Raw genomic sequence first — 18,263 nt, 5'->3', positions numbered from 1 at the left:
CTGGCGAAACAGCGATATCGACGCCCTCATGCCATGGAATTACCAGCGCTGAACGGCCTCAGCTGCCCGCTTACGGTAAGTCGGGTTGCTGGAACCATCGATGATCGACGATATGATGGACCTACGCGCTCTCATGGAGGAGACTTCGGATTCCGATCTCTTGCGCCAGACGCGGATCGTTGCGGAGAGCTACGAGGCTGGCGGGCGCCGGCTGCGCTGATCGAAAGCTCCGCGTCTTCGCCGATTGCTCAATCCGCGCCCCGTGGCGTAACAGAAACGGTCGAGGCTCGCCGCTGGATGAAAGTTCAGTGGCAGGTCACCCGTCGTCGGCGTTGCGACCACCCTGTGGTCGATGACGACCTTGGCCGGGCGTTATTCAATGGGAACATCGCTCACCGTGATCCTGAGGCCGTCTGAGATTCTGGCAAAACCTTGGGATCTCGCAGCTTTCAGTTCACTTAGTCCACTGATTTTTGTTGACCCAGTTAGGAGGTATTGCGAAGCTGTCGACGACGGCAAGCCAATCGAACAAGCTTATCTCGCCCACCCAAGGTTGGCGACTCGGATGTGGGCTTCCCCTAGTCCGTGCTGCTTTTTGCCTTTTCCGACTGACGGGTTTGGGATAATTCGAACAAGCAGATGCGCTGGGCAACACTCCCATGAAACAAAACGGAATATCCACGACCTCACTTGATTTTCTGCGCGGCATCGCAGCCGTGTACGTCGTCGTCAACCACACGCGAGGTGCGTTCTTCAGGGGGGGCGAAAAGGTGATCGCTGAGGCGACAACGGCGCATCTGGGGATCTATGACTACGTGGCGCTGTCCTTGCTTCAATTAACAAGTCTCGGCACCGAATTCGTAATTTTATTTTTTTGCGTTAGCGGCGTCGCGATGGCCCACTCCATCAGCGAGTCGACAAATGTAACTCGGTTCTACACTAAGCGCATCATAAGAATCTGGCCGTCCTACGCAGCGGCCGTGGTGCTAGCCGGCGTTGCCTGCTGGGTATTCACCGCAATATCGCCAACTAATACGTTCAGCAATAATTGTATAACCACGTTTTGCTCAGCTAAAGCAATTGGAGAAATGCTGATTTACGCAAAGACTTCGACTATTCTAACACCCCAATTCTGGTCCTTGCCATACGAAGTTATATTTTACGCGTTTTGTCCAATTCTTCTCACTACAAGAAGGCGAGTTACCGCGGTTCTGGGGTTGTCCGTGGTTTTTACGATCGCCGGAGGCTTGGTCTTCGGAATTGGACTGAATCCAAGCTCGTCCATTTTTGTCAACTTTCTGATCTGCGCCCTGTTCTGGTTTATGTGCGGAGCCGCGGCATACCATTTCATAGACAGAGTGCCATCTCTTTCGCCATCGACATTCTACCTGGTCTCGGTAATCGCGCTCGCAGCCGCATTTGGCCTGAAGAAAATAGTAGGTGGTTCGAATGCGTTCTCAAGTCTTGTCATAGTCATTTTTGCCGTGAACTGCGTACGCAACATCCCACCATCTCTCGCTTCAATAAAGCTTTTAAATTGGGGATTCTTCAGCTATTCCATTTACATATTTCATTACATCTTTATTGCCGCAATCTCTTTTATCCTAAGCACAAGCTATGGAATCGAAAAAACGGACATTCACAATTATTTCGCTTGGCTTGCTGCTATCCCGCCGGTCCTACTGGCATGCTGGATCCTGTACTATTGCGTCGAAAAGCATTGCAATGACTTTCTCTCTCGTCTTCGCTCCTCGAAAGCGATTGGAGATCAGTTAACAGCCACACCTTAAGCCAGCCACACGATCCGTTCCAGACCGTTGTCACCAAGCTGTTGATGGAGCCGAGAATTGCGCCGGGGTGGGTGGCGTACCTTGTCCGTTCTCATGGCCGCCTTAAATCGCCGGAGCGGCACTACCTAAATCGGGACTACAGAATGGCGCTTTCCTCCCCATGCCAATCATTTGGGTCGTTGCCAGCCATGCAAGTGCCCGTCTATCACGCACTCGAACCCTCCTACCAATGCAGATTCTCATAGACAATCACTTCAACGGAACCGACCCACCTGGCAGCAGACAGCCAATTGTGACCTGCCACGGGTAATTTCCTCCATCTGAGATTAGAGTCCGGCCTCGATTGAAGGACGGACTGATGAAGAGAAGGCGGTTTACGGAAGAGCAGATCATCGCGGTTCTGCGTGAGCACGAAGCGGGGGCGAAGGCGGGCGACCTGGCGCGCAAGCATGGGATCTCCGAGGCGACGCGGCGCGTAATCGTTGATGCTTCTCCTGATGGTCGGGAGAGGGATTTCGGTGATCAAGATCGGGGAGATGATGATGATACTGGATTTGCATCGGCAGGGCCTGTCGGTGTCGGCGATCGCCAGGGAGAGCGGGATCGACCGCAAGACGGTGCGCAAATACATTGAGCGCGGGCTCGAGGCCCGGCTTACGGGCCGCGCAAGCCGCGTCAGNCGGCAGGGCCTGTCGGTGTCGGCGATCGCCAGGGAGAGCGGGATCGACCGCAAGACGGTGCGCAAATACATTGAGCGCGGGCTCGAGGCTCCGGCCTACGGACCGCGCAAGCCGCATCAGGCGGTGATCGATCCCTTCACGGCCTATCTTCGCGAACGCGTCACCCGATATCCCGGACTCACCGGCAGCCGGCTTTTCCGGGAACTGAAGGATCTCGGCTATGGCGGCGGCTACACGGCCGTCACCGACTTCCTGCGCGACGTCCGTCCTGCCGCGGCGGAGCGTGGATACGAGGTTCGCTTCGAGACCCCGCCCGGCGAGCAAGCGCAGGTCGACTTCGCTCAGTTCAATGTCGTCTTTGCCGATGAGCCGACCACGCCGAGAATCGTCTGGCTATTCTCCATGGTGCTTGGCTTCAGTCGCCTTATCTGGGCACNCGAAGGCGATACCGGCGGCATCGTCTACAACCGTGCCCTCGTCGATCTTGCCCGCCACTATGGTTTCCATCCCAAAGCCTGCCGGCCTTACCGCGCCAAAACAAAAGGCAAGGTCGAGCGACCATTCCGTTACATTCGCGAGGACTTCTTCCTGGCCCGGTCCTTTCGCAACCTCGAAGACTTGAATGCGCAGTTGCGTCACTGGCTGGACACGGTCGCAAACCCGAGAGTTCACGCAACCACACGGCGTGTCGTCAACGAAGCTTTTGCCGAGGAGCGGGCAGCGCTGCGGCCGCTGCCGTTGGCTCCGTTCCGATCGGTCCTGAAGCTCGAGCGACGCATCAGCCGGGAGGGCATGGTTAGCGTTGGCGGCAATTTCTATAGCGTGCCCGACGCCACCAGGCGCCGTGTCGTCGAGGTGCACACTCTGGCCGAAGAGGTTCGCATCTTCGAGGACGGCGCGCTGATTGCCGCCCATCCCATTCTCGAAGGTCGGCATCAGCGTCATGTCGAGCCCGGGCATCGCAACATCCACGTCCACAAGCGCCGACAAAGACTGAGGAACGACGAGGTCATCCTTCATGGCTCAGGCGACAGGGTCGCTCAGCGCCCGTTGGCCTTCTACGATGCCGTCGCCCGGGTGATGGCGAAGGAGCAGCGTCCATGACGAATGCGCTCGATACCACGCCATCCACAATCGACCGGATCCGCCACGACCTCGTCGGCCTGAAGATGCCACGAGCGCTCGAAGCGCTCGATCATGTCGTGCGCCGGCTCGAGCAAGGCGAGATCGCCGCCCTCGAAGCCATGGACATCCTCCTTTCGGAAGAGTTGACCCTCCGCGAGAACAGCCGGATCAAGACGGCACTGCGCATGGGCGTCTGGCCACGATCAAGACGCTCGCCGGCTTCGACTTCTCTTTCCAGCCCTCGCTCGACCGAGATCGAATCTTCACGCTCGCCCAACTCGGCTTCGTCGCCCGCTGCGAGGTCGTCCACTTTCTCGGCCCACCCGGCACAGGCAAGAGCCATCTGGCCATCGCACTTGCCGTCGAGGCTGTGAAGGCTGGAAAGAGCGTCTATTTCTGCACGCTCGCCGAACTCATCGCCGCACTGGCAAGGGCCGAACGCGAAGGCCGCCTGCAGGAACGCATCCGCTTCTTCTGCCGGCCTGCTCTGCTCGTTGTCGACNAGGGCCGAACGCGAAGGCCGCCTGCAGGAACGCATCCGCTTCTTCTGCCGGCCTGCTCTGCTCGTTGTCGACGAGATCGGCTACCTGCCCGTCATCCACGGTGGCGGCCAATCTGTTCTTCCAGCTCGTCAACGCCCGCTATGAGAAGGGCGCCATGATTCTCACCTCAAACCGCGGCTTCGCCGAATGGGGCGAGGTCTTCGGCGACCCTGTCGTCGCAACCGCACTTCTCGATCGCCTGCTTCNCGCGGCTTCGCCGAATGGGGCGAGGTCTTCGGCGACCCTGTCGTCGCAACCGCACTTCTCGATCGCCTGCTTCATCATGCGGTCGTCGTCCAGATCGAAGGATCGAGCTATCGGCTCCGACAACACGCCGAGCTCATGCCCGAACACCTGCGATCAAAAGCCTCCATCACGCCGCCGACGCTCAACGCACCATCACGACCGCGCGGCCGGCCGCCGAAAAATGGACACCCCTTCCGCGACAGCCTGAGCGGCGAAACTGGGGAATTTTACTTCGGCACTTTTGGGGAAAATTCGAGCGGCATTGACAGCCTGTTCCTTCGTCGACGCCGATCGTAAGATGATCCGCTACCAGTCTCGCCGTGCGCCAGAGACGGAGCTGCGTGGTCGGCTGCGTGACCTCGCGAACGAGCGCCGGCGCTTCGGCTATCGACGGCTGTTCATTCTGCTCAGGCGCCAGGGCGAGGCATCGGGGATCAACCGTATCTATCGTCTTTACCGCGAGGAAGGACTGACGGTGCGCAAGCGTCGGGCGCGACGACGAGCCGTCGGCACGCGGGCGCCGATCCTGGTCGAGGCAAAGGCGAATGCGCGCTGGTCGCTGGATTTCGTCCATGACCAGTTCGCCTGCGGCCGGCGCTTCCGTGTGCTCAACATCGTCGACGACGTGACGCGCGAATGTTTGGCCGCGATCCCGGACACCTCGATCTCCGGCCGCCGGGTGGCGCGTGAACTGACGGAACTGATCGCCCGGCGCGGCAAGCCGGGCATGATCGTCTCTGACCACGACCGAGTTCACCTCGAACGCGATCCTTGCCTGGTCGAAGAATCATCAGGTGGAATGGCACTTCATCGCGCCAGGCAAGCCGATGCAGAATGGTTATGTCGAATCCTTCAACGGTCGCATGCGCGACGAGCTCCTGAACGAAACCCTGTTCTTCGGCCTCGACCATGCCCGAAAAACCATCGCCGAATGGGCAGACGACTACAACCGATCGCGCCCACATTCGGCGCTCGGATACATCACGCCTGCGGCCTATGCCGCCAATCTCACCGCAACGGACGATCGGCTGCGCAACCCGACCAGCTCCGCCGATCACCCGTTGCTCAACCCGCGCCATACGGCGTAAAACCCGCCGAGGCTCTAACTGCAGCCGGATGAAAATTCAGTGGCAGCTCAATTGATCGAAGCTGAGTTAGCGCACGCCCTTGGAGGTCTAGATGCCCGCTATCCTTGAAATCACCCGCCGCGCGCTCTTACAGGTTTTGGCCGTCATATCGGGGCTCCCCACTCAATCTAAACTCGACAGTTCCTCGTATCTCACGGACAACGGCAACCAGCGTTCCGCGGCTGTATGCAGCGATACAGAAAGCTCATCGGGACAAACTAAGGCGAGCAACATTGGATATTTCGAAACTTTCGTCGGAATGTCTTTGGAAGTCGTGCCCGCTTCGGTGAATGTCGTGGAACTGAATGGCTACTGGACTGCCGGTGACGGTGGTGGCGCGACCTACACGAGAGCAGTACGTGAACCGGAGCATGACGGGAAATTTCAATCCTGCGATGGAGCCTGGTGGGAGCTCAACTGCAGTGAGGTGACCGCGCAGATGTTTGGCGCCGTCGAAAATTCGGAGGACGCCCACGAGCACATTCAAGGTTTTCTGAACTATACGTCTTTGGTTAATTGTGGCAAGGCAAAGCTATTTGGCAATTTTTTGATTTCAAAAGGCCTTCACTTAGATGCCAGCAAGACAGCAAACTACGAATTTTCTGTCAATTTGCGTGCCTCTGCCCCAATCGATATCATGTTTAAGATAAGTAATGGTATAAGGATGCGATTTGACGGCCGTCTTGCAGTCTACGGCGAACCCTTCACTCGTTATCAAGATAGGACTTGTCGAATAGGCTTATACATATTCAATTGCGGTCGCGCACACTTTGGAGATCTTTATGCTCGTTATTTTACGCAGTGGGGCGTATTTCAATTCGGGCAAACTAAGAGCGGAAGTAATAACTCCCTGGCAAGATTTGAGAGCGTCAGCTGCATCAACTGCGGCTCTTTCAAACGGTTTCCCCTGAGCGGCCGCTTCAGGAACGCGAACAATCAGGGTAAGCCTGGCAGCTCGGCACAGACAACAACACTGACCGTGGATACGATGCCCCCGTTAGACTTTGAAGTACGCCAGCTGTGTTGTCTAGTGATAGACAACCGTCTTTATCATATTGCGTCAACAGACTTTAGCGACTCTGACAGTCGGATTAGCGTTTTTCCATGGATAGATAGTTCCGACGGTACTTCTGGTGACTTCTTTTATGTGTTTGGTGGAGCTCTGGCCACGGTTGGGAACGACAACAACGTCATAGATATCGGGCAACTTGATGCCTATGGCTGCGCTGTGGGGCTATGGGATGCAGGGCTATACGGCGTCATCGCTAGAGGCGTCGTCACACAATCCTGCGGAATCGGACTGGTGATTGGTAGAACGCGGACAGGGTCTCACAAGAGCTCAAGCGTGGATGGCTTCTACTGTGAGGGTAATACACTTGACATCGTGCAACTAACTAACTCTGACGTAAACACTACAATTAATTGCACATATGAAACCGACCTCAGGAAATGCATCAACATGTCGTCGCCAAGATTGAAAAATAATTTTCTTAAAGAAGGCGGGTTTGCCTCCCTCGGTGTGCTAAATGGGAAACACTATTTTGGCGATAAAGCGGGTGGAAATGCAGCGGACAATTACAAACTTTTGAACATCGGCCCAGATATTAGCAATATCTATTTGCGCGATGGCTGGACAATTTACCTTTCGGTTAACCTCGACGTGAGCAGGCTGTTCGGGCACGATGCATTTCCAATTTTCTTCATTGGCTCTGGAGCCAATCAACGCCCAACTGGAACTTTTGTTTTCAAGCCACCGTTGGGATGGACGGTAAACGGAGATAAGGCGGTCGCGTTTTCGGGATTCTCGGGACCTGTAACTTTCTTGGTGAAATATCATTTTGCGGCCTCAAATATCCAGGTGAGTTTGGCAGCCGGCCGGGAGTTGTCTCCCTCAGTAACGGAGCTTTCTGAGGATACCGACAGCACGCTCTTTCCCTGGGTAACCTCGGAGACCGTTATCCAAACGGCGATGTTGTCGGCCGATCGGGTATTAACACTCTCAGACTTTAACGCTTTAGCCGGCAGGACGCGTTTTAAAATCAGTAGATTAGACGCGGGGCAATTTGCTCTAAGTGTTGGAGGATTGGTAGAGTTAACCGGTAGTTCTTGGTGTGAAGTTGTTTATGACGGATCGAGATATGTTTTGGTCGCATTAGGGAAGCTCTATGACGCAGGTGGCAGTGCCGGCAAATAGGAATTTCCCGTACTGCCCCATTCTGCTCATTTAGTGCCGATCATTTCGCGGTTGGCGGAGCAGACAATATCCGTCAAGAGTTTACAGGTGCTGAGTCGGCGAATCAGAAGCGGATTTTGTCAACTTTGTTGCGAGTTCCGTGTGCTAACCGTAAGCGTGAAGCTGGCCCCATCTGGCGCGGCATGAGGATGATGGGCGAGAGATGATGACACTGAAGAGCCGAGGAGCTTGCAGTGTCAATTTTTATGACTGCGCCTATGCCTGATGAGTAAGCGCCTCGCCGGTCGCCTATGGATTTGGGCTTGACGTTTCCCGGAATCGCCAAGGCATGAGTTCCTCGATCTGGCTCTTTGGATGGCCGTTGATGATGGCCTCGAGGGTTTCGGCAAGGTAGGCAACGGGATTGACGTCGTTGAGCCGTACGCATACGACGAAGGTCGCATGATTGGGACACGCGCGTGCGCGTGGCGGGCTCTATGATGGCGATGCGCGAAGGTCAGGCGGCCTGCTGATCGGCGGCCTTGTCGGCTTCGCGCAGGCGCTTCCATTCCCAAGGCAGTGGTTCGTGCAGAGTACGCATACGACGAAGACCGCATGATTGGGACACGCACGTGCGCGCGGCGGGCTCTGTGATGGCGATGCGTGAAGGTCAGGCGGCCTGCTGATCGGCGGCCTTGTCGGCTTCGCGCAGGCGCTTCCATTCCCAAGGCAGTAGTTCGTGCAGACGCAAAGCGGGAAGATCAGCAATGCGGGCCAGGACATCGGCGAGCCAGGCTTTTGGGTCGACGTCGTTGAGGCGTGCCGTGGTGATGAGGGTAAGCATAACGGCGGCGCAGTCGGCGCCGCGCTGGGAACCGGCGAAGGTCCAGTTGCGCCTTCCCAGAGCAATGCCACGCAGCGCTCTTTCGGCCGCGTTGTTGCTGAGGCAGATTCTGCCGTCGTCGATGAAGCGAGCGAAGTCGGCGCAGCGCCTGAGCATGTAATTGATTGGCTTCAGGACCTCGGAAGAGCGCGAGAGGGTATCGCGCTCGCGGAGCAACCAGGCGTGCATGTCGTCGAGAAGTGGTTTGCTCTTCTCCTGCCGCACGGCATACCGCTCGGCGGCGCTGCGGCCGTTGATGGCGCGCTCGATCTCAAACAGTGCGTCGAGGCGCCTGACCGCCTCCAGCAAGATCGGGGAGATCGGTTTGCCCTTCTTGCCATCCCGGGCCTTTTTCGCGATGTCGGCCAATTCGAAGAATCCTCGCCGCGCATGGGCGTAGCAAAAGGCCGGCGTGATCGGCTGCTCCTTCCGCTGCGGGTCGAACAGCGGCTCGAAGCCACTGTAACAGTCGCACTGTGACTTGGTGACAGTCAGTAGCGATATCCATACCGACAGTCAGCTACACCCTCCGTTCGCCCGCAAGGCGACCCTCCTCGGACGCGTACGGCTCGGCGATCCAGGATGTGCTGGAGCGGCGATGATCCCGATCCCGGACGGTGCGCGTTCCGGACCGTCTTCAGCGGGGCACGGCACTATTTTGGTTTATAGCTTTATAGCAAAACATCCGACGACGCTCGCGCCGTAGAGCCTCCAACCGCTTCGGCGTTCACAGCCGCATCCGTGATAGATCGCGCTATGAAAGCGAGGCATACATCAGCGAACGAGCCACCGGTGAGCAAGTACTGTCGCCAATATTACTCCACCGTCACCGATTTCGCCAGGTTGCGAGGCTGGTCGACATCCGTGCCCATGAACACGGCGGTGAAATAGGCGAGCATCTGGATCGGCAGCGCGTAGATGATCGGCGAGATGATTTCCGGCACGTCCGGCAAAACGATCGTCTCCATCGTCTTCACCGTAGCGTGTGCGGCGCCCTTGCTGTCGGTGATCAGGATGATCTTGCCGCCGCGTGCCGCGACCTCCTGCATGTTCGACACGGTCTTTTCGAAGATGCGGTCATGCGGCGCGATGACGATGACGGGCATGTTCTCGTCGATCAGCGCGATCGGGCCGTGTTTCAACTCGCCGGCAGCATAGCCTTCGGCATGGATGTAGGAGATCTCCTTGAGCTTCAGCGCACCTTCCATGGCCAGCGGAAAATTGGTGTCACGGCCGAGATAAAGCACATTCTTGTAGTGCGAGAGGTCGCGCGCGACCTTTTCGATCTGCCCGTCGAGCTTTAGCNTGCGGTCATGCGGCGCGATGACGATGACGGGCATGTTCTCGTCGATCAGCGCGATCGGGCCGTGTTTCAATTCGCCGGCAGCATAGCCTTCGGCATGGATGTAGGAGATCTCCTTGAGCTTCAGCGCACCTTCCATGGCCAGCGGAAAATTGGTGTCGCGGCCGAGATAAAGCACATTCTTGTAGTGCGAGAGGTCGCGCGCGACCTTTTCGATCTGCCCGTCGAGCTTTAGCACCTGGTTCGCATAACGCGGCGCTTCCGACAGCTCGCGTATCAGCGTTTTCTCCTGCTCCTGCGAAATCGTTCCGCGCGCCACGCCCGCCCGCACCGCCAGCGAGGCCAGCACGGAAAGCTGGCAGGTGAACGCCTTGGTCGAAGCGACGCCGATCTCCGGGCCGGCCAACGTCGGCAGGATGACGTCGGATTCGCGCGCCATGGTCGATTCGCGCACATTGACNGCATAGCGCTCGAACCAGTATTTGCTGATCAGCCCGGCGAGATAGGCGGTGCCGCAGGCCGAGATCGCCAGCCGGTCGACCTTGGCGAAATCGAACGGCAGCTCGAGCGGCTTCGAGACGCCGCCGACGAAATCAACATAATGCGCCAGCGTGTGCGAGATCACTTCCGGCTGCTCATGGATTTCCTTTTCCATGAAATGGCGGCGGTTGCCTTTGTCGACCATGAAGCTCGTGCTGAGCGACTGTTGGCGTTTGCGGTCGACCTTGTTGCCGCCCATGTCGAAGATATCGACCTCGTTGCGGCGCACCACCGCCCAGTCGCCGTCTTCCAGATAGGTGATCGAATTGGTGAAAGGGGCAAGCGCAATGGCGTCGGAGCCAAGGAACATCTGGCCGTCGCCATGACCGACCGCGAGCGGCGGGCCGTTGCGCGCGCCGACGATCAGATCCTCGTCGCCCTTGAACATGATGGCGAGCGCAAAGGCGCCTTCCAGCCGCTTCAGCGCCTTGTGCGCCGCCTCAACCGGCTTCAGCCCCTTGGCCAGTTCGCGCGCCACCAGATGAGCGACGACTTCGGTATCGGTCTGCGAGGCGAAACTGTAGCCGTCGCGCATCAGCTCGTCGCGCAATTCGGCGAAATTCTCGATGATCCCGTTATGGACGATGGCGACNGCGCGCGCCGACGATCAGATCCTCGTCGCCCTTGAACATGATGGCGAGCGCAAAGGCGCCTTCCAGCCGCTTCAGTGCCTTGTGCGCCGCCTCAACCGGCTTCAGCCCCTTGGCCAGTTCGCGCGCCACCAGATGAGCGACGACTTCGGTATCGGTCTGCGAGGCGAAGCTGTAGCCGTCGCGCATCAGCTCGTCGCGCAATTCGGCGAAATTCTCGATGATCCCGTTATGGACGATGGCGACGCCGTCGGAAAAATGCGGATGCGCATTGCTCTCGTTCGGAACGCCATGTGTGGCCCAGCGCGTGTGGCCGATGCCGATCATGCCGTCGAGCGGTTCGTCCTTCAGCCGGCGCTCGAGATTGACCAGCTTGCCCTCGGCGCGGCGGCGGTCAAGCCTGCCGTGCTCGATCGTGGCGACGCCGGCCGAGTCATAGCCGCGATATTCGAGCCTTTTCAGCGCATCGACGATAAGCGGCNTCGATCGTGGCGACGCCGGCCGAGTCATAGCCGCGATATTCGAGCCTTTTCAGCGCATCGACGATAAGCGGCGCGACCGGCGAGTTACCGACAATTCCAACGATACCGCACACCAGTTAGGCCCCCCGAATGTTCAATATCGCCCTCTTGTACCGCCTTATCACAATTGCTTCGTCATATTCGCGTTCTACTTTTCGCCTACCGGCACGGCCCATATTGGCTCTTCTGTCGCCAGACAGCTTGTGAAACATCACGCATTTAGCGAATAAGTCACGGGCGTCTCGCGGATGGCAGAGATAGCCACTAACACCCTCGTCAACCACATCGCGGCAGCCACTCCAGTTGGTAGTAATGATCGGTCGGCTGAGCGCCGCGGCCTCAAGGAGAGTTCGAGGTGTACCCTCCCCATAATAGCTTGGAAGCACGACGCAATCGGCAGCTTCCATGAATGGTCTGACATCGTCTGTATCTCCTCTGTATTCAACAATCCCCTCACTCACCCACCTATCAACATCGTCCTTTCTCACCGACTTCGGATTTTTCTCGTCTACGCTGCCCAGCAGTTCGAATTTCATTGATGCACCCGATGCCTTTGAAAGACGGGCGGCCTCAACAAATTCTCCGACTCCCTTCTCCCAAATCAATCGTCCAACAAAAAGAAATATGGTCGGATCTGCCAACTCGGTAACTTGGCGCTGGCCGCCCCTAAACTTTTGCAGATCTACTCCAGATCCTGGCAGGATGTCTGTCTTTTGTGATTCCACTATCTTTAGATCAACAAACAGCCGCCGATCATCCCAATTTTGAAAAAACACCATGGCCGACTTGCGAAGCGTCCACCTATACAGAATCCGAGTTGCGCGCGACAATAGGGACGTAGACGACGAAGCTATGCCGAGCCCAGCGATGTTATTAATGACCGGGACTCCACACATCCTGGCTGCAAACGAACCGTACACGTTCGGCTTAATCGTAAAACCCAAAAATAGACATGGCTTCTCTTCCTTCAGCACTTTGAACAGACGCAAAAACAACGAAATCTCAGCGAAGATGTTCTTGCCGTGGCCGTCAAAATCTAATCTAATGAACCGACATCCTAGCGCTGCGACCCGCCCGGAATACGAATCGAATGGAGCGAGCGCGATCACATCAAATTCGTCCTCAATTAGAGACCTGATTAATCCGCTGCGGAAATTCGCCAGATTCCATGATGTGTTGGCGCATATTATCAGCTTAGGCTTCATTTCGACCCCCCTAGTCTGCTGGCCGACCGGCACTTCAGATGGGCGTGACTGGGTATTCGTCACCAAAATAACTCCGTGATTTGCAAGTGCGGCGCAGAGTAGGGCTGGGCGTAAAGAAGCTTGACACGGAATCCACGACGTCACGTCCTCAAGACTTCCCTTTCACTCCACGGCCCACTAGCTAAACACTTTTCGCGTCTGGCTACGAACCGAGTGGCGGAAGCACAGGCTTCGCTGCGGCGGGAGGAGAGGGCCATCCGGTATACTATGGTCCGTGATATGATTTGACCTTAACGTAAAGGAAAACAACGAATGAAAAATAAGCAAACGAACACCCTAAACTGTTTGCAACTAAATATTGCTTAAAATCATATTGAAATACGTTCGCCAGAATGACAGCCAATAGCATGACACCTAATACCAGTATGTTGTTAGCTAGCAACCATATTGTCTTTCTGACAACCAGAGCGGTAGTCTGAACACTAACGGCAACCAACCTCGCAGTCAGTAGCGGCAGCAATATCAGTACAATTCCTCCTGACTCTGCCCACTTCGCCCCCAGTATCAACACCGCAAGTTTGCTAAACAATGCATAAGCAGCAACGACAGCTACTGACAATGCGATAGACGTCCAAAGGGTGAAGTTGAATTCCCAGAGAAAGCTACCTTTGTTGCGGTGCGAAGCGGAGGCTTTCTGAAAATACACTTCGGACAATCCGTTTGCCACCAATGACAGTGGTAGAGCCGCAATACGAAATGAAATGGAATATAGCCCAACCTCTCGAATGGAATAAGACAGAGATATGAGTACACTCATTGCGTTGATGGCAAGCGCGCTTATCAGAGTACTCGGAATGTCGAACACGACCGTCTTGCCATACCGAGCGATCACGCGCTTCAACCAAGTCCTCTTAATTTGTCGATTTAAATCGAGGCTATTTAAGGAATACACCAACACGATTGCCTGAGCCACAAATCCCAGGCAAAAACCTTCAATGAGCCCTGTCTCTTTGTTGCCAAGCACACCCAAGGCAATCTGCGCAGCGACAGTCACGATGGCTCGCAGTAAAAGGGATCCAGTCCGCGCAGCGTACTTGTCGTTCTGAAGAAGTAATATCGCGGCGGCGTTGGTTAATCCGGTCAGTGCTACTACAACGCCAACGAAAAATAGGAAGTAAAAACCGGTGGATAAAACACCAATAGCCGAGAGCATCGCCAAAGAGACGACCAACGCTATAGAGACGAATGCATTGCAACACTGGGCTACAATGAAGACAGAAAACTGCTCTTTCGGCTCAGACGAAGGGATCATCATCTCAAATCTGAGACATGACACCGAACCAACTATCGCTGTCAGCGTGATAAACAGCGCAAATACCCCAAAATTTTCCGGGGAATAGGTTCGCGCAATAAAAGGGTAGCTGGCAAAATTGACCAGCTGAGCCAGCGTACTGCCGCCAATAAGAGTTCCCAAGCTTCGAAGATACGACCGTCTGTTCATCACTTCGTCATTTTCAACAAACGTTCGCAGCGGGCTGCCATTTGGTAGAATCCGCGGCGAGGCAGAAGACCGCCGGCCTCCTGTTCGTCAAAAGGGTCACTGCCGCCATCCTTTGTCATTCTCGAACACACTTCTACCGTTGCATGAGCTTCGCTATGCCCTCTAACACATCATCTCCATACTCTTTGGCATCCGCCCAGGTGGTGAAGGCGGATGCACTCAGGTCCTCAAATCGTCCTGGGATTTGGATTAATTTGTCGAGATCCTCGACCGATTTGCCCAGGTCTTCAGGATCCACAATCAGCGAGTTCATACCCGGCTTACAGTAAGACCCGATTTGTCCGACTGCGGTCACGACGGGAACAAGCCCTTGTTGCATTGCTTCTACTACAGACATTGCCATGCCCTCGCGACGGCTTAGCTGTAGGTAGAAAGAATACTCAGCTGCAATGGCGCTGATTTCAGACCGGTCAAGCTCCCCCATCAACCGAACGACACCTTCGAGGCCCGAATTCTTAATTTGAGCTTCAATGTTCGCTCTCTCCCCCTTGTCTGGCCCCCAAATATCAAACTTGGCGTTCGGATATTTTTCTCGTATCAGTCTGATAAATTTCAGCGCCACATCGATCCCTTTGTCGTGTGTTAGACGCCCCCAAAAAACGAACCGCGGACCTCTATATTGGCTTACGCTACGAACACCTGTGCGTGCAACCACGAACGAAATCACACGTCGCCTGGTGTCGGCACGCTGGCCAACCCTGGACTCTAGTGTTTTGGCAGAGTCAGCCCACACCTCATCACAAATTTTCAATGCTAACAATGTGAGGAAATTGTCCACGGCATGGGCCGGAAGAGCGCTGTGCAAAAAAACGACCAGCTTCATCCTGGGCCTTAGCACTTTCATGAGCATGGCCACAGGCATGCTTGGCCACAGCGATGCAATCAGGACGTCCGGATGGGCAACGACAATCCGATAGACTGAAACCAAATGTGCCAGCGGATTGTTGACACGAGCAATACGGAAGCGACGAAAGCCCCTCGACGCGACGCTGGTTGGCTCAACAATGTATTGTAATCTGAATGAAAACCCTGGCCGGCTCAGATCCCTCATGGAACGAGCAGCTGTTTCAGCGCCGCCCAAGCCATCTTTCGGAAGCAGATGCATTACCTTTATCACCACGCGCACTCCTTGGCAGGCCGTCTCGAACTGCCATTGCCTTTTTGCCTGACCCTGACCATTAGGGGCAGCGCAAGTCCTAGCATGACCATGAGGAAAATGGCCCCCGAAAGGGAACATGCGACATTGCTGCTCGATTCCCAACAAGCGAATTGCAAGAACCCGGTCAATGTAGCCTCAGGGACTCCTGGAGCTCACGAGACCACGACCACCGTCTTAGCTCAAAGGATTGTGTTCGAAGAGTACGCTCCTGTACGGCAACCAGCTGTCGGCGTTATTTGCAAAATTCAGCCACGTATACATAATTGCCAAGGAATATGTTACAACGCCAACGACCAGAGGAAGTGCATTCTTCTGTTGTGAAGCCAAGAGCGGCAGCCTGCCTAACACAACCATCTGGATAGGAATAAAGTACAATGCAATCCGATCAACCGCGGTCGAAGATGGCGAAACATATAGAAGGCCTACTAACGCTATACTTGCCAGAGCGACCCACCACCAGAGCCTTTTCTCGCTATCTATTAGTTTAAAATGGTTGCCCCCGAATACTAGGATAAGCGCGGGCAGCAGGTTCATGACGATACGAACAAGCGCTCCCTGCGACCCAAGTTGCCTTTCCGCATAACGAAAATATATGCTGTCGGCAGAATCATATAAAAATAACATGAAAAATGTAGCAGCTAGCGCGATGGTTGAAATAGCTATCATAACGCGCCCTTCCGAGTTCGACAGCGCAATGAATGGAAGCATAATCACGGCGGATCTGTGGAATAGTGCGGCGGCAAGTACAAAAATTATTGCTTTAGTATTCTGCCTCGACCCGATGCACGTCATTGCGAACATAACCAGCGAGATTGCAACACTTTGTCGGGTATATCCCATCGCCACGACGATTACCAAGTAGGGTACTGCTACAGTAAGCGCCAGCCACGGAAACGGCTGATTCCGACAGAACTGGGCGAGCCCCAGGAAAAACAATATAGCGCACACGAGGTTTACCGAAACAAGTCCGAAACCCAGCTGAAACGACACCCAATTGACGACCGCGTAACCGGGATCAATGCCCAGCACAGCGTCAAGAAACCGTTGACCATCTGCCCCATAATAGTGGCGCAGATAATTTGGCCAGTCGGTGCCAACTTCATATCTGAGTCCAACGAAGATAGTTGCCAAGGCCAAATACGCCTTCCAGGCTGCTCCCGTTCCATTAGGACGAACTAACCTTGGCTTGAGATCCTGTAACGATATGTACGCTGGGATCAGCCCAAAAAGCCAGTAGTAGATCACCGACCGGACTCCGACGAAATATTGTAACAACTCCCCTCGAAAGCGTCTGATCGGCGAGCCACAGATGGACCTCTGAGCATGCCCACTAATGTTCTGCCAGTATGATATCGGCAAACCGATCGACTTGAGCCTGGAAGGAATATCTCTTGATCACCTCGACACCGCCCAGGGCCTTCGCGAGTGCGACATCGCGCTCGCCGCAAATCCGAACCAGCGTATCGGCTAGCTCGTCGCAACGGCCCTGGCCAACAAGATATGCAATGTCCTCTTCGACGAGCTGTCTGAAGTGCGGGTTATCCCAAGCTATTATGATTTTCCCGGCTGCCATCTGCTCCATTAGCGCGTTAGACGTACCGCCACCGCCCAACGTTGAGGACGAGAATGTCAGGGCCACACAAACATCAATATTACGAAGAAATTCGGCGATTTCATCGTTAGGTTTCGCGCCGTGGTACTTCAGATGGCCGAGTTTAGCGAGCTCAACGGCTCGGCTTGCGTATTCTCCGTCACCCACTATGTGGAATTCAAAATTGGAGGCCTCATCCCTAGCTCGAACAAGCTCGATCGAGCGGAAGAACTCTTCTATCCCCTTAACTTTTGAGAGCCGCCCGACAAATGCGACCTTAATCGGCGCCTTTAAAGTTGGCGGCGGCATCTGCCATCTAGCAAGGTCCACCCCATTTTTGATAACAGTGACCTCTAGTCCCAGCGCTCTATAGTGCTCCGCAATGTCGTCGCCGTTCGCCAGGATTACATGCGCTTTGGAAAGGATAGATATCTCTATCTTCCGAGCGAGCGCCTCAAGAAAGAACGGAATTCGAGGGGCTTTTTCATGAAGATAAATACCTCTAAGCCAGAGCACCCTTCTTTGTGTACGGAAATTCCTAAAAAGCAGAATCATCGCCAGCTCAATGACGCTGCCCACTCCCAACGATATTCGCAATTCATCGGCCACGCCATTAGCTCGGGGCGGTGAACGCAGTAGACATCCCACCATGAGAAAGACACGCGGCAATCTACTTTTGGCAGCGTTAAAAATTTTTACCGAGAGCCGCCGTCTACTGCTATCTGCGAAATATGAGCAGAATGCGCTCGAGTGATCCGCTTCGTCGTTATTCTTCAGGCCATAGATATAGAGAGAAACTTCAGCCTTCTCCTGCAATAATCGCGGCAGAAAATTGTAGGCCCACGTTTCGCGCCCGCCACCGGCCCGATTAAAACTAGAAAGCATTATAAGGTCAATAGTGACCTTCTTCCCGCCATCCGTCTTTCTATCAAACTCTTCCATCATTGAATCTAAAATCGCATCTTAATATGGCGCGCAGGAACCCCGCCAACAATTGTATTCTCCACGTCTATACTCCGCGTCACAACCGCCCCCGCAGCGACAACAGTTCCATTTGCGATCCTCACTCCAGCCAAAATCGTAACGCGGGACCCGATCCAAATATTAGAGCCTATGACTACGGGAAGTCGCTGGATCGGTTGAAATTTAATCGGAGTATCTGGATCCGAATATGAATGTTCTGTTGTTATAATGGAGGTATTATGGGCGATAGAGACGAAATCACCA

The 18,263-nt window shown here is 55.1% G+C and carries 10 protein-coding genes and 7 pseudogenes; 7 read left to right on the top strand and 10 right to left on the bottom strand.

The genetic code is table 11. The features are described from left to right. Positions 1-659: 659 nt before the first annotated feature. The 6 genes and pseudogenes from X773_RS63940 (at position 660) to X773_RS63920 (ending at position 7,704) form a co-directional block, all read left to right on the top strand. Positions 660-1,790 (top strand): acyltransferase, encoded by a 1,131-nt coding sequence (locus X773_RS63940; protein WP_023678763.1) that lies wholly within the window; start codon positions 660-662, stop codon positions 1,788-1,790. A gap of 358 nt (positions 1,791-2,148) precedes the next feature. Then, positions 2,149-2,259: pseudogene (locus X773_RS74940) on the top strand (transposase); the annotation flags it as partial. 49 nt (positions 2,260-2,308) lie between these two features. Beyond that, positions 2,309-3,574 (top strand): helix-turn-helix domain-containing protein, encoded by a 1,266-nt coding sequence (locus X773_RS63935; RefSeq protein ID WP_245274767.1) that lies wholly within the window; start codon positions 2,309-2,311, stop codon positions 3,572-3,574. After that, positions 3,571-4,566 (top strand): annotated as a pseudogene (locus X773_RS79095) (ATP-binding protein); the annotation flags it as partial. The gene X773_RS63935 and the pseudogene X773_RS79095, both read left to right, overlap by 4 nt. A 103-nt stretch (positions 4,567-4,669) precedes the next feature. Continuing rightward, positions 4,670-5,503 (top strand): annotated as a pseudogene (locus X773_RS63925) (IS3 family transposase); the annotation flags it as partial. A gap of 59 nt (positions 5,504-5,562) precedes the next feature. After that, positions 5,563-7,704, top strand: coding sequence for a hypothetical protein (locus X773_RS63920; protein ID WP_031212266.1), 2,142 nt, complete (start codon positions 5,563-5,565; stop codon positions 7,702-7,704). Positions 7,705-7,992: 288 nt separating this feature from the next. Here X773_RS63920 and X773_RS74935 read toward each other — a convergent pair. Next, positions 7,993-8,124: pseudogene (locus X773_RS74935) on the bottom strand (transposase domain-containing protein); the annotation flags it as partial. Positions 8,125-8,149: 25 nt separating this feature from the next. Here X773_RS74935 and X773_RS76600 point away from each other — a divergent pair. Further along, positions 8,150-8,302, top strand: a complete 153-nt coding sequence (locus X773_RS76600; RefSeq protein ID WP_156937402.1) for a hypothetical protein — start codon at positions 8,150-8,152, stop codon at positions 8,300-8,302. A gap of 51 nt (positions 8,303-8,353) precedes the next feature. Here X773_RS76600 and X773_RS63915 read toward each other — a convergent pair. The 9 genes and pseudogenes from X773_RS63915 to X773_RS63890 all read right to left on the bottom strand — a co-directional run. Next, a pseudogene (locus X773_RS63915) lies at positions 8,354-9,043 on the bottom strand (IS66 family transposase); the annotation flags it as partial. 338 nt (positions 9,044-9,381) lie between these two features. Then, complete coding sequence (locus X773_RS79355) at positions 9,382-10,047, bottom strand: SIS domain-containing protein (protein WP_348625938.1); 666 nt, start codon at positions 10,045-10,047, stop codon at positions 9,382-9,384. Further along, positions 10,039-11,239 (bottom strand): annotated as a pseudogene (locus X773_RS79350) (hypothetical protein); the annotation flags it as partial. The gene X773_RS79355 and the pseudogene X773_RS79350, both read right to left, overlap by 9 nt. A 34-nt stretch (positions 11,240-11,273) precedes the next feature. Continuing rightward, positions 11,274-11,326: pseudogene (locus X773_RS79345) on the bottom strand (hypothetical protein); the annotation flags it as partial. Between the two features lie 271 nt (positions 11,327-11,597). Further along, positions 11,598-12,788: a glycosyltransferase family 4 protein gene (locus X773_RS63910; protein ID WP_198023603.1), complete on the bottom strand. Its 1,191-nt coding sequence runs from the start codon at positions 12,786-12,788 to the stop codon at positions 11,598-11,600. A gap of 202 nt (positions 12,789-12,990) precedes the next feature. Then, complete coding sequence (locus X773_RS63905; RefSeq protein ID WP_023678754.1) at positions 12,991-14,226, bottom strand: oligosaccharide flippase family protein; 1,236 nt, start codon at positions 14,224-14,226, stop codon at positions 12,991-12,993. 133 nt (positions 14,227-14,359) lie between these two features. Continuing rightward, positions 14,360-15,406: a glycosyltransferase gene (locus X773_RS63900; protein ID WP_198023602.1), complete on the bottom strand. Its 1,047-nt coding sequence runs from the start codon at positions 15,404-15,406 to the stop codon at positions 14,360-14,362. Between the two features lie 213 nt (positions 15,407-15,619). Beyond that, a complete protein-coding gene (locus X773_RS63895; protein ID WP_031212253.1) occupies positions 15,620-16,690 on the bottom strand; it encodes an EpsG family protein in 1,071 nt (356 codons plus the stop codon). Positions 16,691-16,775: 85 nt separating this feature from the next. After that, positions 16,776-17,978 carry a glycosyltransferase family 4 protein gene (locus tag X773_RS63890; RefSeq protein WP_198023601.1) on the bottom strand — a complete coding sequence of 401 codons (1,203 nt, stop codon included), beginning with the start codon at positions 17,976-17,978 and terminating at the stop codon, positions 16,776-16,778. Positions 17,979-18,263 lie beyond the last annotated feature (285 nt).

It is taken from the genome of Mesorhizobium sp. LSJC280B00 (assembly GCF_000502835.1).
Lineage (GTDB): Bacteria > Pseudomonadota > Alphaproteobacteria > Rhizobiales > Rhizobiaceae > Mesorhizobium.
Note: the sequence above shows the minus strand (reverse complement) of the source record. Positions and strands in the feature narration are given on the sequence as shown.

Coding starts and splice junctions, on each gene's coding strand:
- X773_RS63940 (WP_023678763.1), top strand. CDS start 660: ATGAAACAAAACGGAATATCCACGACCTCACTTGATTTTCTGCGCGGC.
- X773_RS63890 (WP_198023601.1), bottom strand. CDS start 17,978: ATGGAAGAGTTTGATAGAAAGACGGATGGCGGGAAGAAGGTCACTATT.
- X773_RS63905 (WP_023678754.1), bottom strand. CDS start 14,226: ATGAACAGACGGTCGTATCTTCGAAGCTTGGGAACTCTTATTGGCGGC.
- X773_RS63920 (WP_031212266.1), top strand. CDS start 5,563: ATGCCCGCTATCCTTGAAATCACCCGCCGCGCGCTCTTACAGGTTTTG.